The sequence below is a fragment of the Haemophilus haemolyticus genome (genome assembly GCF_003352385.1).
GTDB classification, from domain to species: domain Bacteria; phylum Pseudomonadota; class Gammaproteobacteria; order Enterobacterales; family Pasteurellaceae; genus Haemophilus; species Haemophilus haemolyticus_I.
This window is the reverse complement of the sequence record NZ_CP031243.1, coordinates 1,502,226-1,528,528: the sequence shown is the minus strand read 5'-3', so window position 1 is coordinate 1,528,528 and position 26,303 is coordinate 1,502,226. Positions and strand designations below refer to the sequence as shown.

Genomic DNA, 26,303 nt, shown 5'->3' with positions numbered 1-26,303 from the left:
TCTAGTTATTATAAAAGATAGAACCTCATTTATTAAATTTCTTTATTGTTCATAGCATTACAATCAGGATTCTTAAAAGAATTTAGCCGGTGACAAAGTGCGAGGTGAGCGAGATAATGTTATCTAATTCCCCCAAATTGGATAAGCTTCCCAATATTTTAGATGTGCGCACTCGTCCCGGCTTTTTATGCGCTAGTGATGATAAAAATACTTTTATTCTTTGTAAGATAAAATAATTTTCTCTTGCAATCGGTTGCTTTTTTTTCTGATCTTTTCCTTGTTTTAAAAATCTTTTATCATGGCGCCCGTTTTTATTTTTAATCGAAGAGAACAGAATTATGGAATTGAATTTAGTTGAATTATTGGGTTATATCGCAACCTTTTTTGTTGCAGTATCGTTTTTGTTTAAATCTATCGTACATTTACGCATAGTGAACAGCATTGGTGCAATTTTATTTGTGATCTATAGCGTAATTATCGCTGCTTATCCAGTTGCACTATTAAATGCATTTTTAGCCGTTGTGAATGTTTATCAACTTTGGCGATTAAGACAAGAAAAAGTCTCTAAATAAAAGAAAAGCGTTGAATTAAATTTCAACGCTTTTTTTCTGGAAAAGTGCGATGAGATTTCACCGCACTTTGTCGTTTTAATATCGTTTTAATGTTCACGAGTTTTGTAAAAAACGACATCAGGATAACGTTCTTGAGCTAAATTCAGATTTACCATTGTTGGCGCAATATAGGTTAAGTTATCTCCACCATCTAAAGCTAAATTTTGCTCATTTTTGCGCTTAAATTCTTCGAATTTTTTAGCATCGGCACATTCCACCCAGCGTGCAGTTGCAACGTTCACATTTTCATAAATCGCTTCTACGTTATATTCAGTTTTTAGACGAGAAACCACCACATCAAACTGCAAGATACCCACCGCACCTACAATTAAATCGTTGTTCATTAATGGGCGGAATACCTGAACAGCACCTTCTTCTGAAAGTTGTACTAAACCTTTAAGTAATTGTTTTTGTTTGAGTGGATCTCTCAAGCGAATACGGCGGAATAGCTCAGGCGCAAAGTTTGGAATACCGGTAAATTTCAAGGTCTCACCTTGAGTGAAGGTATCTCCAATTTGGATCGTGCCGTGATTATGTAAACCAATAATATCACCTGCGTAAGCTTCTTCGGTGTGAGCACGGTCGCCAGCCATAAAGGTGAGTGCATCAGAAATTACCACATCTTTACCAATTCGAACATGTTTTAATTTCATGCCTTTTTCATATTTGCCCGAAACCACACGCATAAAGGCAACACGGTCGCGGTGTTTTGGATCCATATTAGCCTGAATTTTAAATACAAAACCAGAAAATTTTTCTTCCGCACTTTCGACCGTTCTTGTATCAGCTTGACGAGATTGTGGTTTTGGCGCCCATTCGGTTAAACCATCAAGGAAATGATCCACTCCAAAGTTGCCTAATGCCGTCCCGAAAAATACTGGGGTAAGCTCGCCCTTAATAAAGGCATCGTGCTCAAATTCATTACTTGCGCCTTGCACTAATTCCAATTCATCGCGAAGTTGTTGTGCTAAATCATCGCCAACAGCGGCATCTAATTCAGGGCTATTTAAACCTTTCACAATGCGAACTTCTTGAATGGTTGAGCCTTGACCGGATTGATAAAGATAGGTTTCATCTTTAGCAATATGATAAACGCCTTTAAATAATTTTCCGCAACCAATCGGCCATGTAATTGGCGCACAACGAATTTTCAGAATATTTTCAACTTCATCTAACAATTCCATCGGATCGCGAATATCGCGGTCGAGTTTGTTCATGAAGGTGATGATTGGCGTATCACGTAAGCGAGTTACTTCCATTAGTTTAATTGTACGTTCCTCAACCCCTTTTGCTGAGTCGATAACCATTAAACAGCTATCCACAGCAGTTAAAGTGCGGTAAGTATCTTCAGAGAAATCTTCGTGCCCCGGCGTATCAAGTAAGTTCACCAAGCAATCGTTATAAGGAAATTGCATTACGGAAGTGGTAATCGAAATCCCACGTTGTTTTTCCATTTCCATCCAGTCGGATTTGGCATGCGCAGTTGAGCCTTTGCCTTTTACAGAACCTGCTGTTTGAATCGCATTTCCGTATAAAAGTACTTTTTCGGTGATGGTTGTTTTACCTGCATCGGGGTGGGAAATAATCGCAAAAGTGCGACGTTTATTAACTTCTTCTAATGGATAACTCATTGTTTCTTCTTCATTCAATTAAAAATGTGGGCTATTTTCGCTGATTTTAGGTTTTTGCTCAAACGAATTTGTAAATAAAGTGCGGTTGGTTTTCTTAGAAATATTGGTCTGCTTTGTACAAAGACAAATTTTCGCTTATACTATGCAAGTTTTTTACGCTAACAACATAGGAAAAATTATGGGTTTCTTAACAGGTAAACGCATTTTAGTAACCGGTCTTGCAAGCAATCGTTCTATCGCTTACGGGATCGCAAAAGCAATGAAAGAACAAGGTGCAGAACTTGCTTTCACTTATTTAAACGATAAATTACAACCGCGCGTAGAAGAATTTGCCAAAGAATTTGGTTCTGATATCGTGCTTCCTTTAGATGTTGCAACTGATGAAAGCATCCAAAATTGCTTCGCAGAATTAAGTAAGCGTTGGGATAAATTTGATGGTTTTGTTCACGCAATCGCATTTGCACCGGGCGATCAATTAGATGGTGATTATGTAAACGCAGCAACTCGTGAAGGTTACCGTATTGCTCACGATATTAGCGCATACAGCTTTGTTGCAATGGCACAAGCTGCACGTCCTTATTTAAATCCAAATGCTTCATTATTAACGTTGTCTTACTTAGGTGCAGAACGCGCAATTCCTAACTACAACGTCATGTGTTTAGCGAAAGCGTCTCTTGAAGCGGCAACGCGCGTGATGGCTGCTGATTTAGGTAAAGAAGGTATTCGTGTGAATGCAATCTCTGCTGGTCCAATCCGCACTCTAGCGGCATCAGGCATTAAAAACTTCAAGAAAATGCTTTCTACCTTTGAGAAAACCGCTGCATTACGCCGCACTGTCACTATCGAAGATGTAGGTAACTCAGCAGCATTTTTATGCTCTGATTTAGCATCGGGTATTACCGGTGAAGTCGTTCACGTAGATGCAGGTTTCAGCATCACCGCAATGGGCGAATTAGGTGAAGAATAATTTTTCTTACATTCTTTTTTAGGCAGGCTTTTCAGTCTGCCTTTTCTCTTTTTTAAAATATAACTATGTTTCAAGATAATCCTTTACTCGCACAGCTTAAACAACAAATCCACGACAGCAAAGAGCATGTAGAAGGCGTGGTAAAAAGCACAGATAAAGCCTATGGTTTTTTAGAGTGCGATAAGAAAACCTATTTCATTGCGCCGCCTTCAATGAAAAAAGTGATGCACGGTGACAAAATCAAAGCCACTATTGAAAAGCAAGGTGATAAAGAACAAGCCGAGCCGGAATCCTTAATTGAGCCAATGTTGACACGTTTCATTGCAAAAGTGCGGTTCAATAAAGACAAGAAATTACAAGTTTTGGCGGATTATCCAAGTATCAACCAACCGATTGGCGCACAACAAGCTAAATCTGTAAAAGAAGAATTACAAGAAGGCGATTGGGTGGTTGCTAATTTAAAAACTCACCCATTACGTGATGATCGCTTTTTCTATGCTACTATTAATCAGTTTATTTGCCGAGCTGACGATGAATTTGCCCCTTGGTGGGTAACATTGGCACGTCATGAGCAATCTCGTTATCCTGTGCAAGGCGCTGAAACTTATGAAATGTTAGATCAGCAAACCCGTGAAGATCTGACCGCACTTCATTTTGTGACCATCGACTCAGAAAGCACAATGGATATGGACGATGCCTTATATATCGAGCCAATCGAACAAAATGCGGTACAAACAGGTTGGAAATTAATTGTCGCGATTGCGGATCCAACCGCTTATATCGCGTTAGATTCTCAAATTGAAAAAGATGCGAAACAGCGTTGTTTCACTAATTATTTGCCAGGCTTTAACATTCCTATGCTGCCACGCAAATTATCTGATGAATTATGTTCGTTAATCGCAAATGAAACGCGTCCAGCCCTTGTTTGTTATATCGAAACGGATCTTGAGGGCAATATCACAGCCAAACCGCATTTTGTTTCTGCTTATGTTCAATCTAAAGCCAAATTGGCTTATAACAAAGTGTCGGATTATTTAGAACAAACCGACAACGCGTGGCAGCCAGAAACGCCAGAAATTGCACAACAAATTGATTGGCTACATCAATTTACTAGAGCACGCATTCAATGGCGTAAGACTCATTCTTTGTTATTTAAAGAAAAACCGGATTATTCTTTTGTGCTCGCTGAAAACGGTAAAGTGGCAGAAATCAAAGCGGAATATCGTCGTATAGCCAATCAAATTGTCGAAGAATCGATGATTATTGCTAACATTTGTGCCGCACAATTCTTAGCAGAGCAAGCACAAACAGGTATTTTCAATACCCATAGCGGTTTTGATAAAAAATTCTTAGAGAATGCGCATAATTTCTTAATGGCAAATTTAGCCAATGAACAAAATCAAGCTGAACTTGCTGAGCGTTATTCGGTAGAAAATTTGGCAACATTAAACGGTTATTGCCAAATGCGCCATGATATTGAGCCGATTGAAGGCGACTATTTAGAATTCCGTTTACGTCGTTATTTAACTTTCGCCGAATTTAAATCAGAATTAGCACCGCACTTTGGTCTTGGTTTAGAAGGGTATGCGACATGGACATCACCAATTCGTAAATATTCTGATATGGTGAACCATCGTTTAATTAAAGCCGTATTGACACAACAAGCTTGTAATAAGCCACAAGATGAAGTGCTAGCCCGTTTACAAGAGGCTCGTCGCCAAAATCGCTTAGTTGAACGTGATATTGCGGATTGGTTATATTGCCGTTATCTTGCTGATAAAGTTGCATCAAATGCTGAATTTGAGGCGGAAGTGCAAGATGTGATGCGTGGTGGATTACGTGTGCAATTATTAGAAAATGGTGCCTCAATGTTTATACCTGCTTCAACTTTACATAACAATAAAGATGAAATGCAGGTAAATTCTGATGAGATTGCCCTTTATATTAAAGGTGAGCGTATTTACAAAATAGGTGATATTGTGAAAGTGAAACTTATGGAAGTGAAAGAGGTAACTCGCAGTATTGTCGGCGAAATTGTTCAATAAAATTGTTCTTCTTTAAACCGATTTTCAGTGATTGAAAATCGTTTTTTTCTTATAGCCAGATGAAAGTCTGGCTATAAAACCATACGCTATGCGTATGGAGCCAAATAGCTTAAGCGATGAACAGAAAAAATCCACGCTATAAAAACGTGGAGATAATAGAAGTGCATGCAACGCTAGAGCATATCCATATGCTCTTAAAGATTTTACATAAAAACCGCACGTTTTACGTGCGGATTGTTATTTTATAATAGGTTATTCTTCAGAACTGCTTTCTTCCAAAGAATCCTCTTCATCTGCATCACAAACACGTTCTAAACTTACTACGTGTTCATCATCTGCAGTACGAATTAAACGAACACCTTGCGTGTTGCGACCTACGATGCTCACTTCGCTTACGCGTGTGCGAACAAGGGTTCCTGCATCAGTGATCAACATAATTTGGTCTGTTTCTTCTACTTGAGTTGCGGCAACGACTTTACCATTGCGTTCACTCACTTTAATTGAAATTACACCTTTTGTATTACGTGATTTAGTTGGGTATTCACTTAATTGTGTGCGTTTTCCGTAGCCGTTTTGCGTTGCGGTTAAAATAGCACCTTCACCTTTTGGCACAACAAGAGAAACCACTTTATCGATATTTAAGTCTAATGATGCTTCAGTGTTGTCATCAGAAATATCTTCAATTTCTACCGCACTTTCATCGTCAGAAATATCGTTTGTTAGAGCAAGTTTGATACCGCGAACGCCTGTTGCTAAACGCCCCATTGCACGAACAGCATTTTCTGCAAAACGTACCACGCGACCTTGTGACGAGAACAACATAATTTCGTTACTACCATCAGTAATATCCACGCCGATTAATTCGTCTTCGTCACGTAAATTTAATGCAATGATACCGTTTGAACGTGGGCGGCTAAATTCGGTTAAGGCGATTTTCTTCACAATACCGCCAGCCGTTGCCATGACCACGAATTTATCTTCTTCGTAAGCAGAAACTGGCAAGATTGCAGTAATACGTTCGTTTTTTTGTAACGGAAGAATATTCACAATTGGACGACCGCGTGCGCCACGGCTTGCTTGCGGAAGTTGATATACTTTCAACCAATATAAACGACCACGGCTAGAGAAGCATAGGATCGTGTCGTGAGTGTTTGCCACCAGTAATTTTTCGATAAAATCTTCTTCTTTCATCTTCGTTGCTGATTTGCCTTTACCGCCACGACGTTGAGCTTCATAGTCGGTCAGTGGTTGGTATTTCACATAACCTTCGTGAGAAAGCGTCACCACCACGTCTTCTTGTGCGATTAAATCTTCTAAATCAATATCGCCAGAAGCTGCGGTAATTTCAGTTAAACGATCATCACCGAATTGTGCTTTCACTTCTTCTAATTCTTCACGAATCACTTCCATTAAGCGTTCTGCGCTACTTAAAATATGAAGAAGATCCGCAATTTTAACTAATAATTCCTCATATTCTTTTACAACTTCTTCAAAGGCAATGCCTGTTAAACGGTGTAAACGAAGTTCTAGAATTGCGTTTACTTGCGCTGGCGATAAGTAATATTGTTCGCCTTGAATACCAAGATTTTCTTCTAACTCATCAGGACGAGCGGAAACATCAAGAAGATTAATAATATCGCTATGTAATGTCCAAGAACGTGAGCTAATTGCTGTTGCGGCCTCTTCACGGTTTTTAGAGTTGCGAATGATCGCAATCATTTCATCGATATTAGAACGAGCAACCGCTAAACCTTCCAAAATGTGCGTACGTTCACGCGCTTTGCGAAGCTCAAAGATAGAACGACGTGTAACGACTTCACGGCGGTGTAACACAAAGGCTTCAATGATTTCTTTAAGATTAAATAAACGTGGCTGACCATGATCCAATGCCACCATATTGATGCCAAAGGTCACTTGCATTTGAGTAAGTGAGTAAAGATGGTTTAATACCACTTCCCCTACTGCATCACGTTTAATATCAATTTCAATACGAATCCCTTCTTTGTTTGAAAGGTCAGTAATATTGCTGATGCCTTCGATTTTTTTCTCGCGAATTAATTCGGCGATTTTCTCGACTAATTTTGCTTTATTTACTTGGTATGGCAATTCAGACACGATAATTTGCTCGCGTCCTTTTTCGTTGGTTTCTACCGTTGCACGAGCACGAACATACACTTTACCACGACCAGTACGATAGGCCTCTTCAATCCCTTTACGACCATTAATTAATGCAGCCGTTGGGAAGTCTGGTCCCGGAATATGTTGCATTAATTCATCAATGGTAATTTCATTGTTGTCGATATAAGCCAAACAACCATTTAATACTTCATTTAAGTTGTGTGGAGGAATGTTAGTTGCCATCCCCACCGCAATACCAGAAGAACCATTTGCTAAAAGTGCTGGAATACGAGTAGGCAATACATCAGGAATCATTAATTCGCCATCATAGTTTGGCGAGAAATTGACGGTTTCTTTATCCAAATCCGTGAGCAATGCTTGCGTAATTTTTTGCATACGCACTTCGGTATAACGCATTGCAGCTGGCGCATCACCATCAATTGAACCGAAGTTACCTTGCCCATCAACCAACATATAGCGAAGTGAGAATGGTTGTGCCATACGAACGATTGTATCGTACACGGCTGAGTCACCATGCGGGTGATATTTACCGATTACATCACCCACAACACGCGCTGATTTTACATATTTTTTATTGGCGGTATTGCCTTCGCGATCCATTGAGAACAACACGCGGCGGTGAACAGGTTTTAGACCATCTCGAACGTCAGGTAATGCACGCCCAACGATAACCGACATCGCGTAGTCAAGGTAGGAAGATTTGAGTTCTTCTTCAATATTGACAGGGGTGATAGATGATTGGATTGAATCCGTCATTGGTATTCCTTTTTTGATCAAAAATTGTGGCGGATTATAGCATAAAGGTATGTTTTTTACATTAGGATTTCGCCTAATGGCGACTTACTTTCTTTTGCTTGTACAAAAGAAAGTAAGCAAAGAAAAGTACCCCCAGTTAAATCGCTGATCTTTGCTTTGTTTCAATTTTCTTTACGGCAATTTTCTAAACTCGCAACTACGTTGCTCAAACAGACGAAAATTGCCTAAAAATTGAAAGTCGCAAAGGCGATTTATATGGGCCCCGAGTTTATCGGAGGAGCATTTAAAAAGTGCGGTTGGTTTTAGGTCGGTTTTTATAGGTCGTTTTATTTGTTGGTAGAATTAAATGGGTTCCCTTCTTTTCCGCCTTTGTTTCATAGAATTTGTAGGAAATTTTCGTCTGTTTGAGCCGTTTGCGGCGAGTTCAGAAAATTTCCGTTAAGCAAATTGTATGAAACAAAGGAAATAAGGAAAAGCAGGGGCGCTTTTCTTTTGCCTACTTTTCTTTGGCGAAGCAAAGAAAAGTAGGTCGTACTTTCAAGAATTGAAAGTACGAAATAAGCCTCATTTATTTTTGATGTGCTCGCTTTGCTTTCTGCAACTTCCCATAAGCCCCCAGCAACACCTGATGTTCCTTAAAGTTTTCCAAATTTTCATCACTTGCTGGAAGATTGTAGAACGGATTGCCACCTTCAGAGACAGCTGCCCAAGCTTGTTTAACCGCATCTTTACCATACATTTTCTCAAACACTGCACGATATTGCGCTGGTTCGCGATTTTGATCTAAATGTAATTCAATGATGGAAATTAATACGCGGTAATAATTCACACGTTCTGTGGTGAATACGGAACTGTTCATATTCAGCGTCCAGTTTGCCCAATCTAATGCCTGTTCTAATTCGCCTAATGCAAGGTGGAGCATTGATTTTAATTCACCCACGCGTAAGGTTGTCCAGCCGCTATTTTTAGGTGCAACGATACCGATAAATTCACGCACGCGAGTTGCATCGTCAATATCTTGTCCGTCTAATTCTTCTAATAACTCTTGATAGGTTTCTGCATCGTGATGCCAGTTTGGTAAATCGAGTAAAATTTCGCGCCAATCCATGCCCATATTGTTGTTGGCGTAAATTAAATCGTCTGCTGGATAAATATCAGACATGCCTGGCACAATAATGCGGCACGCATAGACATCCAAATGGTTGTAATCCATTATGTAAACTTCTTTTTCATCCGCACGGAAAATTGCCATTAAATTATTGTATTCTTCCTGCGTTGTACCACTGAAATCCCAATCAGCAAATTCATAATCAGGCGTTTCTTTGAATAAATCCCAAGAAATTAAACCGCTTGAGTCAATAAAGTGGGTTTCTAAATTAGCGTGTTCAGCCACATCATCGTTATTGAAAGATGGCGGAGAGAAAACATCCAAATCTTTCAAGCTACGACCTTGTAAAAGTTCAGTCACCGTACGTTCTAATGCTACTTGGAAATTTGGATGTGCACCGAAAGAGGCAAAGCACGTACCGTTATTTGGATTTAATAATACGACGCAAATAACAGGGTATTTTCCGCCAAGTGAAGCATCAAACGCATAAATAGGGAAACCTTCTTCCTCTAATTTTGCAATGGAAGCCTTAATAGATGGATAGCGATCCATCACCGATTTTGGAATTTCTGGCAGACTAATTGCTTCAGCGATAATTTTGTTTTTCACATAACGCTCAAAGACTTCTGACAAGCCTTGCACGCGTGCTTCAAATTTTGTATTGCCCGCAGACATCCCATTTGAGACATAAAGGTTGGCAATAATACTTTGTGGAATGTAAACGGTTTGTTCGTCCGATTGACGAATATAAGGCATAGCAACGATCCCACGATCATAATTGCCAGATTGTAAATCGACTAATAATTCAGGCGTAAGCTCGGCATTAGGATCAAAATAATCCAATAAATAATCATCTAAAATGCCATTAGGCAGTAAAGCATCATCTTCAATCGGGAACCATTTTTCATTGGGGTAATGTACAAAATCGCTGTTTGCAATCTTTTGCCCTAAATAGAAATCAGCAAAAAAATAGTTGGTGGAAAGACGTTCAAAATATTCGCCAAGAGCGGAGGCTAACGCCGCTTTTTTGCTAGCCCCTTTACCATTAGAAAAACACTGTGGGCAGTCTTTATCGCGAATATGCACAGACCACACATTTGGCACCGGATTCAACCAAGATGCTTCTTCAATATTAAAACCAAGTGCGGTCAATTTTTGCTGAAATTTTGCAATACTATCTTCCAATGCGGCATCTTTGCCAGGGATAAAAGTTTGTTCTGTCATTTTTGTTCCTAAATGAGAAAAAAGTGCGGTGAATAATAGGGGAGTTTTAATGGCTGGGCAAGATTTTTTCGGCAAAAATGAACCCCGAAAAATGTCGGGGTTTTCTACCGCACTTTTCTTAGAATTGATAGCGCATATTTGAGAAGAATAGACGACCTTCTTCTGGATAACCGGCTTGATAGTAGTAGTTTTTATCAAAGATATTTGACACACCCGCTTCTAAGCTAAGTTGTTTGGTGATGTTATAAATCACTTTAGCATTTGTGTTACCAAAACCTGAAAGTTTTACCGTTTTAGCATCATCTAAATAATAGCGACCGTGTTCCGCTTCTTGACTGATATAAAACGCAATACTTGGTACAATTCTCCAATCTACATAAGCAAAGAATTTGTGTTTTGGAACATCTGTGACGATAAGATGTTTCGTTTTATTTTTTGCTTGAGTGTAGGTGTAGTTTGCACCAAGAGTTAAATTATCAGTAGCAAAAATGGACGCGGCAAGTTCAGCACCTCTAAAGATTTCTTTACCAACATTTTGCTCTTGGCTGACGCTATGAGTAATTGCCACTGTATCAATCGCATCTTTCACTTCAGAATAGAATAATGCACCATCTAATCTTAACCAATCACCAAAAGTACGCATATAACTGGCTTCATAATGGTAAGCTGTTTCAGGGCTTAAGAATGGATTGGGTTCTGTTTTACCAAAACGACGAGAATAACGTTCTTTCATTGTGGCAAAGCGAGTTTTTTTCGCGAAGCTAAGTGAAAACTCGTCATTTTTATCAAAGTTATGTACGAGTTTAACTTGATAATTAAGTGCCTGTTTATTGCCAATATCAAAAGGACAAATTGCGTTATTTTTGCCTGTTTTCGTACATTTTTTTTCATACTGTTCTGCACGATTAGATTGGCGATAGTCGTAGCTTACGCCTGTGACCAATTTTGTTTGATCAGTAAAAGCATAAGCATTTTCTAAGCCAAAACTATAAGTGCGGTCTTTATCAACTTCAACCGGATCATTGTTGTTATGCGCACGGTGAACATCATATTTCACAATGGCAGAAAATTTTAAGCTATCTTTTGTCGTTAAATCACCGCCTAAGTCAAAACCCGCGCCATAGGAATAGTCTCGGTAAAAACTATTGAAAGCATATTTTTTAGTCTGTTTGGTGAATGTTTCATCATCAAAAGAGCGCAAATCATTTTTGAATGAATCGTAGAAGACTTTTGTATTCAAGTAGAGATTGTGTGCATCAAATTCAGTATGGGATAGGAAATACATACTATCTTTATCCCATATTGGCCAACGCCAGTATCTTCCAGAACCATCTTTACCTGAATAAAGCGGCGACTGCTTATTCCCTTTTTGCGTAGAAAGTACTAAGGCATATTCATCAGATTTGTTTGGGGTAAAGGCCATTTTTAGGCTTAGTTTTTTATCTCGTTGAATAGAGTTTTCAGCTCTGCCGCCGTCATCGCCTTTTGGATTGATTTGTTGATAATGACGAGAGAGTTGAGCGCCTTGTTTTTCGAGGAATGAGCCACTTAATTGTGCGTAGAACAATTCTTGTTTAGTGCCTAAGTTAAAATAAGTTTGGTTTGTTCCCGTATTGCCACTTTTACCATGGGAAAAGCCATAGCCAATAGTGCCTTCTAATTCTTTTGTTGGTTTTTGAGTGATGAGATTTACTGCACCGCCTAAGGTATTGGCGCCATATAATACGGAGCTTGCCCCTTTGGAAATATCAATGCGAGATAGGTCAAAAGTTGTAAAACGCCCCATATCCATACTGCCATCATAGGGTACATAAACAGGGATACCATCAATAAAGATTGGTACTCGTCGCGCATTAAAACCACGCACGAGTAAATTGTGTTCGTTACGCCCGCCACTACGTTCTAAAAAAACACCTGGAGTGGATTTTGCAACATCCGAAACACGAATTTGATTGTTTCTTTGTAAATCAGATTGCTCGATTCTGCTGGTACTTAGGTCGGTGCTGTTTTCACCAATTACTTCAATTTGACCAAGAGTGAAAACATTATCTGCATAGGCAGGTAAACACGCCAAACCAATGGCGGTGCAAAGTAAGGTTTTTTTCATATTAAGATCCTTCTTTGATTAGGGTTACAGTAACGTTGGATTGAACCGCACTTTCAACGCAATCGTAATTGCGGCAAAAATTTTTTCATCGTTGAGAGGAAAGTTTTCGCGTAAAGTGCGGTGGGAATCGGTAATGTTTATTTGAGCTTGTGATAATTCATTTAATAAAATCGGGAGAGAAAGATTAAGTTGCTCGGCGATTTGTTGAATAGAAAAATGCTCGAAAGTCATTATCAAGCGATCTAAATTGCAGTAAGAAGGCATACGATTATGAGTGATGAGATCGGCAAATTGAGTGTTGATTTTTACCCATTTCTTCTTGCGGCTATAAAAATGCAGTAACAAACCAAATACGGTAAATCCAGCAAAGAAAAGATGAATCTCTAGGGCTTGAGCAAAAGGAAAGCCTAACCACATTGAAATGCCACTTGCAACAACGAAAAGTAAACTTAAGGCTAGTCCCCACACTAAGAAAAATTTATAAATCACTTCAAATTTCATTGAATTATCCTTTATCTACGAAATAAATCTATATAATAAAATATATAACGTTAAATATTATAGAACTATTTTGCCTATTTTTGCTACGTTATATTTAAATAAATATAGCGATGTTGTAAAATTAGCCATTATTTCTCATTTTTAAGGAGCTAAAATGAAAAAAATGTTCACGATTTTCACCGCACTTTTTGCTTTGCAAGTGAGTGCTCAAGATTTAACTTACCAAGCAGGCAGCTTGCCTGAACCAGCCAAAATTGAAAAAGTATTAAGCGCGGGGAACCCGAGTGATGTGTTGTTACTTGCTGTTGCACCTGAAAAATTAGCAGGCTTTGCTGGCTTTAAAATGGAATCAAAAGCAGGTGCGTTGTTTGATGGTGAGATTAAAAAATTACCCACACTCGGTAAAATTGCGGGAAAAGGCAGCACGCTTTCTGCAGAAAAAATCGTTGCGTTAAAACCTGACTTGATTATTGATGTGGGGAATATTGCGCCGAATTATAAAGATCAAGCTGACCGCACTTTTGCTCAAACTCAAGTGCCTTATTTGTTGTTAGATGGCAGATTAAGTGAAACGCCTGCTTTGTTACGTAAATTAGGTAAGTTGCTTGGTAACGAAAAACAAGCTGAAGCACAAGCCAAATATGCGGAAGAAACCCTTAAACAAGCACTCTATTTTGCTAAACAACATCATAAAACTGCCTATTTAGCGCGTAATGCGGATGGTTTGCAAACCGGTCAAAAAGGTTCGATTCATACGGAAGCAATGGAATTGATTGGCTTGGAAAACGTCGCAGAGGGAGATCAAAAAGGCTTAACTCAAGTTTCAATGGAACAACTTTTATTGTGGAATCCTCAAATGATTTTCACCCAATATGATGAGTTTTATAAAGCGCTTGAAAACAATCCGCAATGGAAAGAATTAAGTGCGGTGAAAAATCAGCAAGTTTTCTTTGTGCCGCATACACCATTTGGTTGGATTGATTCACCACCAAGTTTAAACCGTTTATTAGGCGTGCGTTGGTTACAACATATGTTGAGTGGTAGGGCGAATGCTGACTTTGTGCCTGAAATTCAACGTTTTTATAAATTGTTCTATCACATTGACTTAAGCAATGAACAAGCACTTAAGTTGTTTCAAGTAAAATGATGAGCTCGACTTTTCTTTTACGTTCGCCTCGTTTGTTTTTTATCTTGTTAGTTGGATTGTTGTTTGGCAGTATTTTACTTGCTTTGAATGTGGGAAAATACCCGCTTTCCCCTAGCCAACTTTGGGAGACAATAAGCTGTTCGTTTAGCGGGCAATATGAAGGAAACACGGAACAAACAGTATTGTGGCAAATTCGTTTGCCACGTATTTTTGCCGCTTGTTTTGTCGGGGCTGCGCTTGCTTGTGCGGGCGCAACTTATCAAGGTATGTTTAAAAATCCGCTTGTTTCGCCAGATATTTTGGGTGTTTCAGCGGGCGCAGGTTTTGGGGCAAGTTTGGCAATTTTTTATAATTTGCCAATGATTTATATCCAACTCTTTGCTTTTAGCGGTGGTATTTTAGCTGTGTTATGTGTATCGCTCATTGCCTCGCGTAGTCGTACACAAGATCCTATTTTGGTGTTAGTACTTTCTGGGATTGCAATTGGTTCTTTACTTGGCGCAGGCATTTCTTTGTTAAAAATTCTTGCGGATCCTTTCACTCAATTACCTTCAATCACTTTTTGGCTACTTGGTAGCCTGACGGCTATTAATCAACAAGATTTAATTCAACTGATCCCGATGTTGTTGCTAGGGATTGTTCCCATTTTTTTATTGCGTTGGCGGTTAAATTTACTGTCTCTTGATGAAGATGACGCACAAACGCTAGGTGTACCAATTAAACGTACTCGCTGGATTTTAATTGTGTTCACCACACTTTGTACGGCAAGTGCGGTGGCAATGACAGGAATTATCGGCTGGGTTGGTTTGTTGGTACCGCACATCGCACGCTTGTTGGTGGGGGCAAATTTTATTCGTTTATTGCCGACATCCTTATTGCTTGGTGCGTCTTTTTTATTGCTTACTGATACGCTGGCTCGCACGATTGCGCCGATTGAACTGCCACTCGGTATTTTGACTTCTGCGTGTGGTGCACCATTTTTCCTTTATTTATTAGTGCGAGGGCAAAAATAATGTTACTCGAAACACAAAATCTTGCCATTGGCTATGAAGGAAAAACGCTTGTTCAACATATCCGATTTACCCTAGAGGAAAATCAAATTTGTTGTTTGCTTGGTGCAAATGGCGCAGGCAAAAGTACGTTTTTGAAAACCTTATTGGGATTACAGCCACCTATTGGTGGTGAGATTTTTTGGCAAGGAAAATCACTTTCTGATTATTCACCAACAGAATTGGCTCGACATATTGCTTATGTGCCACAGGCGCATTCCCATTTATTTCCTTTTTTAGTGCAGGATATGGTGATGATGGGAAGAAGTGCTTTTTTGAAGTGGTATCAAACCCCGAAAAAATCTGATTTAGATTTGGCATTAATGGCATTGCAAGAGTTAGAAATCGCTCATCTTGCACAGCGTTATTATCATCAATTAAGTGGCGGTGAAAAGCAGCTTGTGTTGATTGCCCGTGCGATTGCTCAACAAGCCAAACTTTTAATTATGGACGAACCGACTTCCAGCCTTGATTTTGGTAATCAAATTCGAGTGTTAGAAAAAATAAAACAACTGCAAAAGCAAAATATTGCGCTTATTATTAGCACGCATAATCCACAACAAGCGGCATTTTTAGGGGATAATATTGTTTTGCTTGATCAACAATTTGGCTTTCAACAAGGCAATAAAAAACATTTATTAACCTTAGAAAACTTGGCGAAAATCTACCGCACTTCGCCCGAACTTTTACATCAACATTTGAATAACCACATTGAAAAATCACTATGACTATTTACGACATCAATTTTGCTGAACTTTATCAACAACACTTAATCGCTTGTAATCATTACAACTTACCTCCGACAAAATGGGATAAAAAAGCTGTGAAAATGGCAGAGAATTTAGTCGGCAAACCTTCTGCATATAATCAGCAATTATTGCAAGCTATGAATGTGCAAGCCGATGAAACTGTGTTGGATATTGGCTGTGGCCCCGGTACCTTTGCTGTGCCACTTGCACAACAAGGCTCAACCGTATATGCCTTAGATTATAGCAATGGAATGTTAGATTGCTTGGCGCAGTTCAAACAGAAATTTGGTTTGCATAATTTGACGACATTTCATAAATCTTGGGCGGATAATTGGGATGATGTGCCACAAGCTGATGTGGTGTTGGCATCTCGTTCAACCTTGGTGGACGATTTGGACGATATGATTGAAAAACTCTGTGCCAAAGCGAAAAAACGTGTGTTTTTGACTTCTGTCACACAACGTCATTTTTTAGATGAGGGCGTATTTGAGGCGATTGGGCGTGAAGATATTGGTTTCCCGACTTATATTTATTTACTCAATCGGTTGTATCAAAAAGGCATTCAGGCAAATTTGAATTTTATTGAAACCGAATCGGGTTGTTTTCAAGGTGAAAGTTACGAGGATTTATTAGCCTCGGTGGAGTTTTCTTTAGGCGAGCTTTCCGAAAAAGAAAAACAAGGTTTAAAAGCCTTTTACGATCGTAAACAAACCAATAACGAACCCATTTCTCACGGACAGAAAAAATGGGCGTTGATTTGGTGGAATGTGGATCGCATCTAATGTTTTAAGCGGAATCAATTTATTTTTCTATCACTAATTAAAAGGACGATTATGTTATTTGCTTTGCCTGCGCTGAATGATAACTACATTTGGCTTTATCAACGAGAAAATCTGCCTCTTATTATTGTCGATTTGCCTGAAACGGACAATCTGTTTGCGTGGCTAGATAAGCAAAACGCAACGGTTGAAGCGGTGTTGCTTACTCACGAACACGACGATCATACACAAGGTGTGTCGGCATTTAAAAAACGTTATCCAACGGTGCCGATTTATGGGTCGCAAGAATGTGAGAAAAAAGGCGCAACTCAAATTGTGAACGAAGGGAAGATCCTTACCACACATTATCAAATTGATGTAATTCCGACTGGTGGACACACGAAACAGCACGTTAGTTTTTTAGTAGATAATCATTTATTTTGTGGTGATGCGTTATTTTCTGCCGGTTGCGGACGTGTTTTCACAGGTAATTATGCGCAGATGTTTGAAGGTTTGCAGCGTTTGAATAGATTGCCAGACGAGACGATTGTTTGTCCTGCTCACGAATACACCTTGGGAAATTTAGCATTTGCGGAAACGGTGCTGGTGGAGAAAAGTGCGGTAGAAAAAAGTGCGGTGGAAAAACAACGTATTTTTGTTGAAAAACAGCGGTCTGAAAATAAACCAAGTTTGCCGACAACATTAAAACTTGAGCGAGAAATTAATCCGTTTTTACAAGCAAAAACACTTGAAGAATTTACCGCACTTCGCAAAGCAAAAGATATGTTCTAAGTTATCTTTTTTATCAAAGGCAAAGTGCGGTGATTTTTTAAATTAGCGGGTTATTTCTTTCTCGCTAACATGGTGGCAAATTTCATTTTAATGCGATTGCCGTTTTCATCGGTTTTGTGTAATTCGCCCATATTTTCGTTATATTCTAAGAATTCCCAATCTTTGTAATATTCTTTTAATTCATTTTCAGCAAAGGTGAAAGAGAACGGAAGTGGGCAAGGCACATCATCAGTGGACATAGCGGCAACGATTAAGTTATATCCGCCAACATTGGTATGTTCTTGCATATTTTTGATGATTGACGGCACACGTTCACGATTTAAGAACATAAACACCACTGTTGAAACAATAAAATCGTAGTTTTCTTGAATGTTGGCAGAGTTAATATCGTAAAGTGCGGTAGAAATATTAAGGTTTTCTTTCTCTTTAGTTTCATTTAAAAAGGCAATGCTGTTTTCATTGTGATCCCAAGAGGTCACATCATAGCCTAATAAACTTAAATAAAGTGAATTACGCCCTTGTCCGCAACCTAAATCTAATACTTTACAAGGCGAGATGATTTTTGCTGCATCCACCACATCGCCGTGAGTGGCAGTCATATTGTATTTTTTACTGAAGTAATCTTCTTTTTTGCAATAGAAACCTAGGGTACATTCTAAATCATCTGAAAGTGCTTCAACACGATGCCATGCTTGAGGTTCAACAAAAGGAATGTCGCTTTCTGGGGTGAAAATATGCTCGGCAACAACATCGCCACTTTCGGTTAGCTCATAAAATTTGAGCTTACCTTTTAATACAGTTAATTTTCCCCAAGTGCCGACTTTTGTGTTGTGCTTTTCTTGGAACATTTGTGGTAATTTGTCTTTTGTCCACACTGGCATTTGTTTATAGCAAATTAATTCGTTTTTCATAATATTCTCCAAATAGATAAATAGTTGAGTGTTATAGTAGGTTATAAGCCACCTATTTTCAACAAGAAAATAAAAGGGCAACATAATGTTGCCCTAATTAATTGAATTGATTATTTTACTTGCATACCTGCGGTGACACCGCTATCGGCAGATAACAAGAATAAGTCACTTCCGCCTGTTCCTGCGGATAGAATCATTCCCTCAGATACACCAAATTTCATTTTACGTGGTGCAAGGTTTGCCACCATAATCACAAAACGACCTTCTAATTCTTCGGGCTTATTGTAAGCTGCTTTAATGCCAGAGAAAACTTGACGAGTATGATCGCCAAGATCTAATTCAAAACGTAAAAGTTTATTGGATTCTGGCACTGCTTCGCATTTCAACACTTTTGCTACACGCATATCAAGTTTAGCAAAATCATCAATGGTGATGGTTTCAGCAATAGGTTCAACGGCAGAAAGTGCGGTTGGTTTTGCTTCAGTTTTTTCTGCTGCCTTATTGGCTGCGGCAAATAAGGCTTTGGTTTCTTCCACAACAGCATCAATTTGTTTTTTCTCTAAACGAGAGAATAAGGCTTTGAACGATGCAAGGGTATGACCAAGCAATGGTTGATGAATATTATCCCAACGTAATTCAGCTTGTAAGAAAGCTTCTGCACGTTCTGCCAGTTTTGGAAGAACAGGTTTTAAGTAAGACATCAACACACGGAAAAGCTCAATTCCCATTGAACATACTGCTTGTAATTCTGCCTCTTTGCCTTCTTCTTTTGCAATCACCCAAGGGGCTTTTTCATCAATGTATTTATTGGCTTTATCTGTTAATGCCATAATTTCACGAATGGCTTTATTGTATTCACGGCTTTCGTAATAAGCGGCGATTTGTTCGGCTTGGGCGGTAAATTCTGCAAATAATGTTTCATCTTCCAGTTTATCCGCAAGTTTGCCTTCAAAGCGTTTCGCAATAAAGCCTGCATTGCGTGAAGCTAAATTCACTAATTTGTTTACAATATCCGTATTTACACGTTGTACGAAATCTTCAAGGTTAAAGTCTAAATCTTCAATGCGATCATTTAATTTTGCCGCATAGTAATAGCGCAAACATTCAGGATCGATATGATTCAAATAAGTGCTGGCTTGAATGAAAGTCCCGCGAGATTTTGACATCTTCGCCCCATCCACCGTGACGTAGCCGTGAGTGAACACATTAGTCGGTTTACGATAGCCGCTGCCTTCAAGCATTGCAGGCCAGAATAGACTGTGGAAATAAACGATGTCTTTACCGATGAAATGATAAAGTTCCGCATCACTGCCTTCAGCCCAAAATTCATTGAAATCAATGCCTTCACGATTGCATAGATTTTTGAATGAAGCCATATAGCCGATTGGTGCATCTAACCAAACATAGAAGAATTTATCTTTTGCGCCCGGAATTTCAAAACCGAAATAAGGCGCATCGCGTGAAATATCCCATTGTTGTAAACCACTCTCAAACCATTCTTGCATTTTGTTCGCAATTTCTGATTGAAGTGAGCCAGAACGAGTCCATTCTTTTAACATCCCTTCAAATGCAGGTAAGTCAAAGAAAAAGTGTTCAGATTCTTTTACCACAGGTGTTGCGCCAGAAACCGCTGAACGAGGATTAATTAAATCCATTGGGCTATAAGTAGAAGCACAAACTTCGCAGTTATCGCCATATTGATCTTCTGCTTTACATTTCGGGCAAGTGCCTTTCACAAAACGATCAGGCAAGAACATATTTTTTTCAGGGTCGAATAACTGAGAAATAACTTTACTCTTAATAAAACCATTGGCTTTGAGTTTATTGTAAATTTCTGCGGTGAGCTGTTTGTTTTCTTCGCTGTGAGTGGAATGGTAGTTATCAAAGCTAATATTGAAACCTGCAAAATCACGCACGTGATCGGCTTTTGCTTTAGCAATTAATTCTTCAGGTGTAATGCCAAGTTTATCAGCATTCAACATAATCGGCGTACCGTGCGCATCGTCCGCACAAACAAAATGGATTTTATTGCCACGCATACGTTGAAAACGCACCCAAATATCCGCTTGGATATGTTCTAACATATGTCCTAAATGAATTGCTCCATTGGCATAAGGCAAGGCGCAAGTGACTAAAATTTTACGGGGTTGAGTTGTCATTTATTATTCTCTTTTTAGCATACAAAAATTGTGCTTATCTTACTTTAAATAGGGGATTTTTTCTAGTTTGAAAATGGAAGGAAAATCCACCGCACTTTATTTAAAATTACCTATTTTAAAAGTTTAAAATTTAATCATTTCGCACCCAGTATACTGGGTGTTAGTTTCTCTTTACAGAGAAACTAACAAAACATATTGCCAAACAAAAAATTTGGTATTTTTTATAAATCAACTTAAGAGATTATTATATGAAATTAACAAAAATACTGCTTACCAGCGCATTGTTAGGTGCCTCTATTCTTTCTTTTCATTCAACTGTGGCAGCTATGGATTTTGGAACACAAGTAGGTATAGATGCTTATAGGAAGAATGATTTCGCACAGGCTGCAGAACAGTTTAAAGATGCAGGTATAGTGAGAGGAGATGCTAAAGCGCAATTATTTTTGGGGAGAATGTATCATGAGGGGGAATTTTTTAAGCAAGATTATGTTGAGGCTGCAAAATGGTATCGCAAAGCTGCAGAGCAGGGGGAGGAGTTTGCCTTACTTTTCTTAGGTGAGATGTATGAAAATGGAGAAGGTGTAGAAAAAGATTATGCTGAAGCAATAAAGCTGTATAGAAAGGCTGCAGAGCAGGGGAGTCCAGAAGGTCAAATGGCCTTAGGTTCAATGTATAGATTTGGAAAAGGCGTAGAAAAAGATTATGCTGAGGCAATAAGGTTGTATAGAAAGTCTGCAGAGCAAGGAATTTCCACGTCACTATTTTTCTTAGGTGAGATGTATGATAATGGAGTAGGCGTTAAACAAAATAAAGCGAAAGCCAAAGAATTATTTAAGAAATCTTGTGAACAAGGTACAAAGGAAGCTTGTAAAGCTTTAAAAAGTTACAATAAGAAATAGGGGGAAAAATATTATGAAAAAACAATTGATTGCTATGGTTTCTTTGGTTGGAACACTTTCTGTATTATCGGCTTGTACTTCTAATGAAGATATTACCTTTCCTGCAATGATTTCGCCTTTGGCATTAGATGTTGAAACTTGTTCATCACAAGCTAAATCTGATTTTCAATTAGGTGTGGCAGCTTATAAAGATAAGAAATACGCTCAATCTTTTGAGTTATTTACTAAGGCGAGTGAGAAAAATTGTGCAAATGCTGATTTCTATCTTGCAGCGCAATATTATAACGGACAACATCTCTCAAAAAACCTTGAGGTGGCAAAAGAAAAATTTAAACAGGCTTGTCATAAAGGGCTAAAAACAGCTTGTATAATGGAATGATTTGAGTTTAGTCCATTATTTGAGTAAATACCTGTTTCTGAAATCGGTTATCAGAAACAGGTTTTTTATTCGGTTTGAAAAACTTTAACTTAACATACCGCACTTTCCGTGATTAAATATGCCCGACAAATTTACTCTACTAAACAGGAAGTTATTATGGCAACCTACTTTTCTGATAATTTGACTGCCGAGCAGCAAAATCAAGTTCAGCAGATTATCCAACAATTTCAGCATCCAACCCTGCAAAAGGATCTGATTGCGCTTAATACTTTGAAAAAAGTGGAAAAGGGCGGCGATACTTTACGCATTGAATTGAAATTACCTTTTGCGTGGAATTCTGGTGCAGAACAGTTAAAACAAGCGGTTTCAAATGCGTTGTTGAAAGCGACAGATTGTAAATCAATTAAATGGGCGATCTCGTATCAAATCGCTACACTTAAACGTGCAAATAATCAACCTGCTGTAAAAGGTGTGAAAAATATTATTGCTGTGAGTTCTGGTAAAGGCGGCGTAGGGAAATCATCGGTTTCTGTTAATCTAGCTTTAGCATTACAAGCACAAGGCGCACGTGTCGGGATTTTAGATGCGGATATTTATGGGCCTTCTATTCCACATATGTTAGGCGTAGCGGATCAACGTCCAACTTCGCCAGATAATCAACACATTACCCCAATTAAAGCACATGGTTTATCTGCAAATTCTATTGGCTTTTTAATGAATGAAGATAGCGCAACAATTTGGCGAGGTCCAATGGCGAGCAGTGCATTAAGCCAATTATTAAATGAAACCCTATGGGATAGTTTAGATTATCTTGTTATCGATATGCCTCCGGGCACTGGTGATATTCAACTTACCTTATCACAACAAATCCCTGTGACTGGTGCAGTGGTAGTGACAACTCCGCAAGATATTGCTTTGCTTGATGCAGTGAAAGGTATTTCAATGTTTGAGCGAGTATCCGTGCCGGTATTGGGTATTGTGGAAAATATGTCAATGCATATTTGTAGCGAGTGCGGTCATCACGAAGCAATTTTTGGCACAGGCGGTGCAGAGAAAATGGCTGAAAAATACAATGTGAAAGTGTTAGCTCAACTTCCTTTACATATTCGTATCCGTGAAGATTTAGATGCGGGCAACCCAACTGTTGTGCGAGTGCCTGAAAATGAAATTTCACAAGCGTTCCTACAACTTGCTGAAAAAGTCTCCACAGAACTTTACTGGCAAGGTTCAGTAATCCCAAGCGAGATTTTATTTAAAGAAGTGAAATAATCGAAAAAAAGATAGGGCTGCATTTGCAGCCCTTAAAATTTATTTTCATCTAATTTAAGAGCTTAGTTTTATGTTTTGCAATACTAAGCTCTTTTAATTTATCTTGAACACGATGAAACGATTCTTTTATTTGACATCAATAAATATCAAGTTACACTAGCAAGGGTATCATTAAGTGATACATTATTGCCAATAATTAATTAGTATAAGGAGAGGCTGATTTTTGACTTATTTTTTATTAAAAATAAACTTTTGTCAGCTATATAACGATGAATATGAGATTACAAGTAAAACAGTGGGGAAATAGTAAAGCAATCCGTTTACCTAAGGACTTTACTGACTCCATGAATTTGGATATGGGGGATTTTTTGGAACTAGAAAAAATTAGCGACAATACAATTAAAGTGATTGTTGTTCCTAATAATCCGAAAAAAAGAAAAAGATTAACCTTAGATGAACGTCTTGCAATGACATCATCAAAACAATTACCCGTCATTCAAGAATGGGATTTAATTGAGCCAACAGGGCAGGAAATTTGATGGCTAAACAACAATTTAAAAGAGGTGATATTATCACGGTTTGCTTAAATCCCGTTGTAGGAAATGAATTGCAGGGTGAGAAACGTCCAGCATTAGTATTAAGCGATAATAAATTTCATAATTTGGGATTTATGATGATAGCTCCGATTACACAAGGAAATGCGGTGCTTGCCAGAGAAAATGGTTTTGCGGTAACGTTAAGTGGAACAGGCTGTAAGACGCAAGGTATCGTTGTTGCATATCAAGCCAGAATAATTGACTTTCGAGGTAGAGACGCGAAAAAAGTTGAATCTGTACCAGATTATGTTTTATTTGAAGTTCAAGACATTGTTGAAGCGATTTTAAGAGATTAGAAAAATTGCCCTAGTTTTTGCTAGGGCAATTTCTATTGTGGATCAATTAAATCTACAAGTTTCATAATAACTTCATCAATTAAATAATCTTCTGCTTTTGTCGCAAATTTTGCCTGTCGTTCTTCTAAATCTAATGCTCTTAGTTGGTGGCATAAAATAACACCAGTTATTTTCCCTGATTTAGTGCTATTTCCGTCAAGAGTAACAGTCACACTTTGTGAACGTGCTGCATTTCCACCTGTTGAAATTGGGCAACAAAGAGCCGTTCCTAATGCTTTGTTTAATAACTCATCCGTTATAACAATAAAGTAATGTGGTCTGTGTAATTCCTTTCCTTTTGTTGGATCGGGATCAATGTACCAAATTTCTCCTTTTTTGGGGGCTCGCATTACCAGACTTCCTTCCCTACGGCTTTAGAGCCAGTGAGCTCTGAGATTGATGCATTTAAGTTTGCTATTTCTTTGCTATCAATAGCTGTTAATAATTCCGCAATGCTCTTTCGTCCTCTTGCTTTCCGTTTAACTGGGGTCAGCACAACTTGTTCTCCTCGCGGTTCTAAATTGATTTTATTTCCAATTTCCCAGCCCATTTTTTGCAATATTGGCACTGGAACAGTTAAAACTGCGGCACCACCTTGTTGTCTTAATGTCGCTTGCATAATGATTCTCCTAGATTGAAGTGCTACTTTGTGTAACATTGTAGTGCAAATAAAAAATAAAACAACTCTAATTTACCCCACCCATTTCACCACTTCATCCAACCCTTTACGGGATTTTTTCGCAATATCGCGTGAGCGGTAGCCGAAGGTTGCGGCGACAGAAACCGCATATTCTTGGGGATCGAATAATCCTTCTTCGGCGAGGCATTTATTCATTTTATCGTAATGAAAACCTTCAATTGGGCAAGAATCAATGCCAAGGGCGGCTGCACCAGTAAGCATATTGGCAAGGGCGATATAAGTTTGTTTACTGCACCAATCAAATAAAGTGCGGTCGCTTTCCAGCAATTTCATATCTTCTTCTTGCAAGGCTTTGTATTTTGCAAGGGCGGCTTGTTGTTGCTCTGCGTTCAAGCCTTTACGCGCCATCACATCCACAAAAAATGGGCTGTCATAACGGGCATTTTTCTTCGCTAAAATCACCACAAGATGACTGCAATTATCAAGCTGATTCATCATTCCCCAGCTAAAAGGCTTCATTTTTTCGCGTAATGTTTTATTTTGAATTACTAAAAATTTCCAAGGCTCAGAGCCTACAGAACTCGGCGATAATCGACCGCACTCTAAAATACATTCAAAATCTTCATCAGTGATTTTTTTTGCAGGGTCGTAATAACGTGTTGAGCTGCGTTGATGAAAGAGTTCAAGAACTTGTTCACGAGTAAGTTGAGTCATTTTATTTCCTCTTTTTTAAACAAAAATGTGGTGTCATATTAAAGATTAGTTTTTGCTAAAACAAGGGAAAGATTCTAGAATAGTCAGCACTTTTATCACAGAGGGTGCAAATAATGACAAGAATTGCAATTATTCCTGCGAGAGCGGGTTCTAAAGGAATTAAAGACAAAAATTTACAGCTTGTGGGTGGTGTTTCTTTGGTGGGTCGTGCGATTTTAGCGGCGCAAGAATCGGGCATGTTTGATCAAATTGTGGTGACATCAGACGGTGAAAATATTTTAAAAGAAGCCACAAAATACGGCGCAAAAGCAGTGGCACGCCCTGAAAGTTTGGCGCAAAGTGATACACGCACCATTGATGCTATTTTGCATTGCTTAGAAACACTCAATATTTCACAAGGTACCGCCGCACTTTTGCAACCAACCAGCCCATTGCGTAATGCTTTAGATATTCGTAATGCAATGGAAATTTTCCTTGGCGGCAAATATAAATCCGTGGTTTCCGCTTGCGAATGTGAGCATCATCCTTATAAATCCTTCACTTTAGAAGGCACCGAAGTTCAGCCTATTCACGAATTGACAGATTTTGAAGCCCCTCGCCAAAAATTACCGAAATCTTATCGTGCAAATGGCGCAATTTATATTAATGACATCGAAAGCCTCTTTGAAGAAAAACGCTTTTTTATTGCCCCAATGCGTTTTTATTTAATGCCAACTTATCGTTCCATTGATATTGATTCCACACTTGATTTGCAATTAGCAGAAAGTTTAATTTCAAAAGAGTTTTAAAAAAATTGGTCGCACTTTGCGGCCTTTGT

Annotated in this window: 24 protein-coding genes; 14 read left to right on the top strand and 10 right to left on the bottom strand. The window is 38.7% G+C overall.

Going from position 1 to position 26,303, the window contains the following annotated elements; translation table 11 throughout:
• Nucleotides 1-338: 338 nt before the first annotated feature.
• Complete coding sequence (locus DV428_RS07390; protein ID WP_005628380.1) at nucleotides 339-572, top strand: YgjV family protein; 234 nt, start codon at nucleotides 339-341, stop codon at nucleotides 570-572.
• 86 nt (nucleotides 573-658) lie between these two features.
• Here the strand turns inward: DV428_RS07390 and prfC are convergent, their stop codons facing one another.
• Entirely contained in the window at nucleotides 659-2,242 is a 1,584-nt protein-coding gene (gene prfC, locus DV428_RS07385; protein WP_114909248.1) for a peptide chain release factor 3, read from the bottom strand.
• Between the two features lie 178 nt (nucleotides 2,243-2,420).
• Here prfC and DV428_RS07380 point away from each other — a divergent pair, with 178 nt between their 5' ends.
• Both DV428_RS07380 and rnb read left to right on the top strand, forming a co-directional pair.
• Entirely contained in the window at nucleotides 2,421-3,209 is a 789-nt protein-coding gene (locus DV428_RS07380) for an enoyl-ACP reductase FabI (RefSeq protein ID WP_114909247.1), read from the top strand.
• 65 nt (nucleotides 3,210-3,274) lie between these two features.
• Nucleotides 3,275-5,254 carry an exoribonuclease II gene (gene rnb, locus DV428_RS07375; protein ID WP_114909246.1) on the top strand — a complete coding sequence of 660 codons (1,980 nt, stop codon included), beginning with the start codon at nucleotides 3,275-3,277 and terminating at the stop codon, nucleotides 5,252-5,254.
• A gap of 252 nt (nucleotides 5,255-5,506) precedes the next feature.
• Here rnb and gyrA read toward each other — a convergent pair whose 3' ends face one another.
• The 4 genes from gyrA to DV428_RS07355 all read right to left on the bottom strand — a co-directional run bounded on the left by gyrA (nucleotide 5,507) and on the right by DV428_RS07355 (nucleotide 13,089).
• Nucleotides 5,507-8,149, bottom strand: a complete 2,643-nt coding sequence (gyrA, locus tag DV428_RS07370) for a DNA topoisomerase (ATP-hydrolyzing) subunit A (RefSeq protein ID WP_114909245.1) — start codon at nucleotides 8,147-8,149, stop codon at nucleotides 5,507-5,509.
• 568 nt (nucleotides 8,150-8,717) lie between these two features.
• Nucleotides 8,718-10,481, bottom strand: a complete 1,764-nt coding sequence (gene ycaO, locus DV428_RS07365) for a 30S ribosomal protein S12 methylthiotransferase accessory factor YcaO (protein ID WP_114909244.1) — start codon at nucleotides 10,479-10,481, stop codon at nucleotides 8,718-8,720.
• 118 nt (nucleotides 10,482-10,599) lie between these two features.
• The gene (locus tag DV428_RS07360; protein WP_114909243.1) at nucleotides 10,600-12,588 is read right to left on the bottom strand and encodes a TonB-dependent receptor plug domain-containing protein; all 1,989 of its coding nucleotides are present in this window, start codon (nucleotides 12,586-12,588) and stop codon (nucleotides 10,600-10,602) included.
• Nucleotides 12,589-12,612: 24 nt separating this feature from the next.
• Nucleotides 12,613-13,089: a hypothetical protein gene (locus DV428_RS07355; RefSeq protein WP_005637007.1), complete on the bottom strand. Its 477-nt coding sequence runs from the start codon at nucleotides 13,087-13,089 to the stop codon at nucleotides 12,613-12,615.
• A 154-nt stretch (nucleotides 13,090-13,243) separates the two neighbouring features.
• Between DV428_RS07355 and DV428_RS07350 the strand changes: the two genes are divergently transcribed.
• Genes DV428_RS07350 through gloB form a run of 5 tightly spaced genes read left to right on the top strand, consistent with a single transcriptional unit; the run spans nucleotide 13,244 to nucleotide 17,584 of the window.
• The gene (locus tag DV428_RS07350; protein WP_053465375.1) at nucleotides 13,244-14,236 is read left to right on the top strand and encodes an iron ABC transporter substrate-binding protein; all 993 of its coding nucleotides are present in this window, start codon (nucleotides 13,244-13,246) and stop codon (nucleotides 14,234-14,236) included.
• Entirely contained in the window at nucleotides 14,236-15,249 is a 1,014-nt protein-coding gene (locus DV428_RS07345) for a FecCD family ABC transporter permease (RefSeq protein WP_420920775.1), read from the top strand. Before DV428_RS07350 ends, DV428_RS07345 begins: the two co-directional genes overlap by 1 nt.
• Nucleotides 15,249-16,013 (top strand): ABC transporter ATP-binding protein, encoded by a 765-nt coding sequence (locus DV428_RS07340; RefSeq protein WP_114909242.1) that lies wholly within the window; start codon nucleotides 15,249-15,251, stop codon nucleotides 16,011-16,013. Before DV428_RS07345 ends, DV428_RS07340 begins: the two co-directional genes overlap by 1 nt.
• Entirely contained in the window at nucleotides 16,010-16,816 is an 807-nt protein-coding gene (locus DV428_RS07335; RefSeq protein WP_114909241.1) for a class I SAM-dependent methyltransferase, read from the top strand. The genes DV428_RS07340 and DV428_RS07335 overlap by 4 nt, the downstream gene beginning before the upstream one ends.
• 51 nt (nucleotides 16,817-16,867) lie before the next feature.
• Nucleotides 16,868-17,584: a hydroxyacylglutathione hydrolase gene (gloB, locus tag DV428_RS07330; RefSeq protein ID WP_114909240.1), complete on the top strand. Its 717-nt coding sequence runs from the start codon at nucleotides 16,868-16,870 to the stop codon at nucleotides 17,582-17,584.
• Between the two features lie 50 nt (nucleotides 17,585-17,634).
• On the opposite strand, the gene tehB is transcribed toward gloB, so the two are convergent.
• Together tehB and metG are read right to left on the bottom strand one after the other, a co-directional pair.
• Nucleotides 17,635-18,495 carry an SAM-dependent methyltransferase TehB gene (gene tehB / locus DV428_RS07325; RefSeq protein WP_114909239.1) on the bottom strand — a complete coding sequence of 287 codons (861 nt, stop codon included), beginning with the start codon at nucleotides 18,493-18,495 and terminating at the stop codon, nucleotides 17,635-17,637.
• Between the two features lie 110 nt (nucleotides 18,496-18,605).
• A complete protein-coding gene (metG, locus tag DV428_RS07320; RefSeq protein ID WP_114909238.1) occupies nucleotides 18,606-20,654 on the bottom strand; it encodes a methionine--tRNA ligase in 2,049 nt (682 codons plus the stop codon).
• A 248-nt stretch (nucleotides 20,655-20,902) separates the two neighbouring features.
• Between metG and DV428_RS07315 the strand changes: the two genes are divergently transcribed.
• From DV428_RS07315 to DV428_RS07295, 5 genes are all read left to right on the top strand, one after another.
• The gene (locus DV428_RS07315) at nucleotides 20,903-21,553 is read left to right on the top strand and encodes a tetratricopeptide repeat protein (RefSeq protein WP_114909237.1); all 651 of its coding nucleotides are present in this window, start codon (nucleotides 20,903-20,905) and stop codon (nucleotides 21,551-21,553) included.
• Between the two features lie 13 nt (nucleotides 21,554-21,566).
• Nucleotides 21,567-21,932, top strand: coding sequence for an SEL1-like repeat protein (locus DV428_RS07310; RefSeq protein WP_114909236.1), 366 nt, complete (start codon nucleotides 21,567-21,569; stop codon nucleotides 21,930-21,932).
• Between the two features lie 156 nt (nucleotides 21,933-22,088).
• Nucleotides 22,089-23,201 carry an iron-sulfur cluster carrier protein ApbC gene (apbC, locus tag DV428_RS07305; RefSeq protein ID WP_114909235.1) on the top strand — a complete coding sequence of 371 codons (1,113 nt, stop codon included), beginning with the start codon at nucleotides 22,089-22,091 and terminating at the stop codon, nucleotides 23,199-23,201.
• Between the two features lie 269 nt (nucleotides 23,202-23,470).
• Entirely contained in the window at nucleotides 23,471-23,740 is a 270-nt protein-coding gene (locus DV428_RS07300; RefSeq protein WP_114909234.1) for an AbrB/MazE/SpoVT family DNA-binding domain-containing protein, read from the top strand.
• Complete coding sequence (locus tag DV428_RS07295) at nucleotides 23,740-24,093, top strand: type II toxin-antitoxin system PemK/MazF family toxin (protein WP_114909233.1); 354 nt, start codon at nucleotides 23,740-23,742, stop codon at nucleotides 24,091-24,093. Before DV428_RS07300 ends, DV428_RS07295 begins: the two co-directional genes overlap by 1 nt.
• A 32-nt stretch (nucleotides 24,094-24,125) precedes the next feature.
• On the opposite strand, the gene DV428_RS07290 is transcribed toward DV428_RS07295, so the two are convergent.
• The 3 genes from DV428_RS07290 to DV428_RS07280 all read right to left on the bottom strand — a co-directional run bounded on the left by DV428_RS07290 (nucleotide 24,126) and on the right by DV428_RS07280 (nucleotide 25,486).
• On the bottom strand, nucleotides 24,126-24,482 hold the full coding sequence (locus DV428_RS07290; protein ID WP_114909232.1) for a type II toxin-antitoxin system PemK/MazF family toxin: 357 nt from the start codon (nucleotides 24,480-24,482) through the stop codon (nucleotides 24,126-24,128).
• Nucleotides 24,482-24,751, bottom strand: a complete 270-nt coding sequence (locus tag DV428_RS07285; protein ID WP_114909231.1) for an AbrB/MazE/SpoVT family DNA-binding domain-containing protein — start codon at nucleotides 24,749-24,751, stop codon at nucleotides 24,482-24,484. The genes DV428_RS07290 and DV428_RS07285 overlap by 1 nt, the downstream gene beginning before the upstream one ends.
• Nucleotides 24,752-24,823: 72 nt before the next feature.
• Nucleotides 24,824-25,486 (bottom strand): NAD(P)H-dependent oxidoreductase, encoded by a 663-nt coding sequence (locus DV428_RS07280; protein ID WP_114909230.1) that lies wholly within the window; start codon nucleotides 25,484-25,486, stop codon nucleotides 24,824-24,826.
• A 113-nt stretch (nucleotides 25,487-25,599) separates the two neighbouring features.
• On the opposite strand from DV428_RS07280, the gene siaB reads away from it, so the two are divergent.
• Nucleotides 25,600-26,274, top strand: coding sequence for a 5-acetyl neuraminic acid cytidyl-transferase (gene siaB, locus DV428_RS07275; protein ID WP_005646563.1), 675 nt, complete (start codon nucleotides 25,600-25,602; stop codon nucleotides 26,272-26,274).
• Nucleotides 26,275-26,303: the final 29 nt, after the last annotated feature.

Bases quoted from the DNA above. Each gene is read 5' to 3' on its own strand.
- DV428_RS07390 (WP_005628380.1), top strand. From the start codon at position 339: ATGGAATTGAATTTAGTTGAATTATTGGGTTATATCGCAACCTTTTTT.
- prfC (WP_114909248.1), bottom strand. From the start codon at position 2,242: ATGAGTTATCCATTAGAAGAAGTTAATAAACGTCGCACTTTTGCGATT.
- DV428_RS07380 (WP_114909247.1), top strand. From the start codon at position 2,421: ATGGGTTTCTTAACAGGTAAACGCATTTTAGTAACCGGTCTTGCAAGC.
- rnb (WP_114909246.1), top strand. From the start codon at position 3,275: ATGTTTCAAGATAATCCTTTACTCGCACAGCTTAAACAACAAATCCAC.
- gyrA (WP_114909245.1), bottom strand. From the start codon at position 8,149: ATGACGGATTCAATCCAATCATCTATCACCCCTGTCAATATTGAAGAA.
- ycaO (WP_114909244.1), bottom strand. From the start codon at position 10,481: ATGACAGAACAAACTTTTATCCCTGGCAAAGATGCCGCATTGGAAGAT.
- DV428_RS07360 (WP_114909243.1), bottom strand. From the start codon at position 12,588: ATGAAAAAAACCTTACTTTGCACCGCCATTGGTTTGGCGTGTTTACCT.
- DV428_RS07355 (WP_005637007.1), bottom strand. From the start codon at position 13,089: ATGAAATTTGAAGTGATTTATAAATTTTTCTTAGTGTGGGGACTAGCC.
- DV428_RS07350 (WP_053465375.1), top strand. From the start codon at position 13,244: ATGAAAAAAATGTTCACGATTTTCACCGCACTTTTTGCTTTGCAAGTG.
- DV428_RS07345 (WP_420920775.1), top strand. From the start codon at position 14,236: ATGAGCTCGACTTTTCTTTTACGTTCGCCTCGTTTGTTTTTTATCTTG.
- DV428_RS07340 (WP_114909242.1), top strand. From the start codon at position 15,249: ATGTTACTCGAAACACAAAATCTTGCCATTGGCTATGAAGGAAAAACG.
- DV428_RS07335 (WP_114909241.1), top strand. From the start codon at position 16,010: ATGACTATTTACGACATCAATTTTGCTGAACTTTATCAACAACACTTA.
- gloB (WP_114909240.1), top strand. From the start codon at position 16,868: ATGTTATTTGCTTTGCCTGCGCTGAATGATAACTACATTTGGCTTTAT.
- tehB (WP_114909239.1), bottom strand. From the start codon at position 18,495: ATGAAAAACGAATTAATTTGCTATAAACAAATGCCAGTGTGGACAAAA.
- metG (WP_114909238.1), bottom strand. From the start codon at position 20,654: ATGACAACTCAACCCCGTAAAATTTTAGTCACTTGCGCCTTGCCTTAT.
- DV428_RS07315 (WP_114909237.1), top strand. From the start codon at position 20,903: ATGAAATTAACAAAAATACTGCTTACCAGCGCATTGTTAGGTGCCTCT.
- DV428_RS07310 (WP_114909236.1), top strand. From the start codon at position 21,567: ATGAAAAAACAATTGATTGCTATGGTTTCTTTGGTTGGAACACTTTCT.
- apbC (WP_114909235.1), top strand. From the start codon at position 22,089: ATGGCAACCTACTTTTCTGATAATTTGACTGCCGAGCAGCAAAATCAA.
- DV428_RS07300 (WP_114909234.1), top strand. From the start codon at position 23,471: ATGAATATGAGATTACAAGTAAAACAGTGGGGAAATAGTAAAGCAATC.
- DV428_RS07295 (WP_114909233.1), top strand. From the start codon at position 23,740: ATGGCTAAACAACAATTTAAAAGAGGTGATATTATCACGGTTTGCTTA.
- DV428_RS07290 (WP_114909232.1), bottom strand. From the start codon at position 24,482: ATGCGAGCCCCCAAAAAAGGAGAAATTTGGTACATTGATCCCGATCCA.
- DV428_RS07285 (WP_114909231.1), bottom strand. From the start codon at position 24,751: ATGCAAGCGACATTAAGACAACAAGGTGGTGCCGCAGTTTTAACTGTT.
- DV428_RS07280 (WP_114909230.1), bottom strand. From the start codon at position 25,486: ATGACTCAACTTACTCGTGAACAAGTTCTTGAACTCTTTCATCAACGC.
- siaB (WP_005646563.1), top strand. From the start codon at position 25,600: ATGACAAGAATTGCAATTATTCCTGCGAGAGCGGGTTCTAAAGGAATT.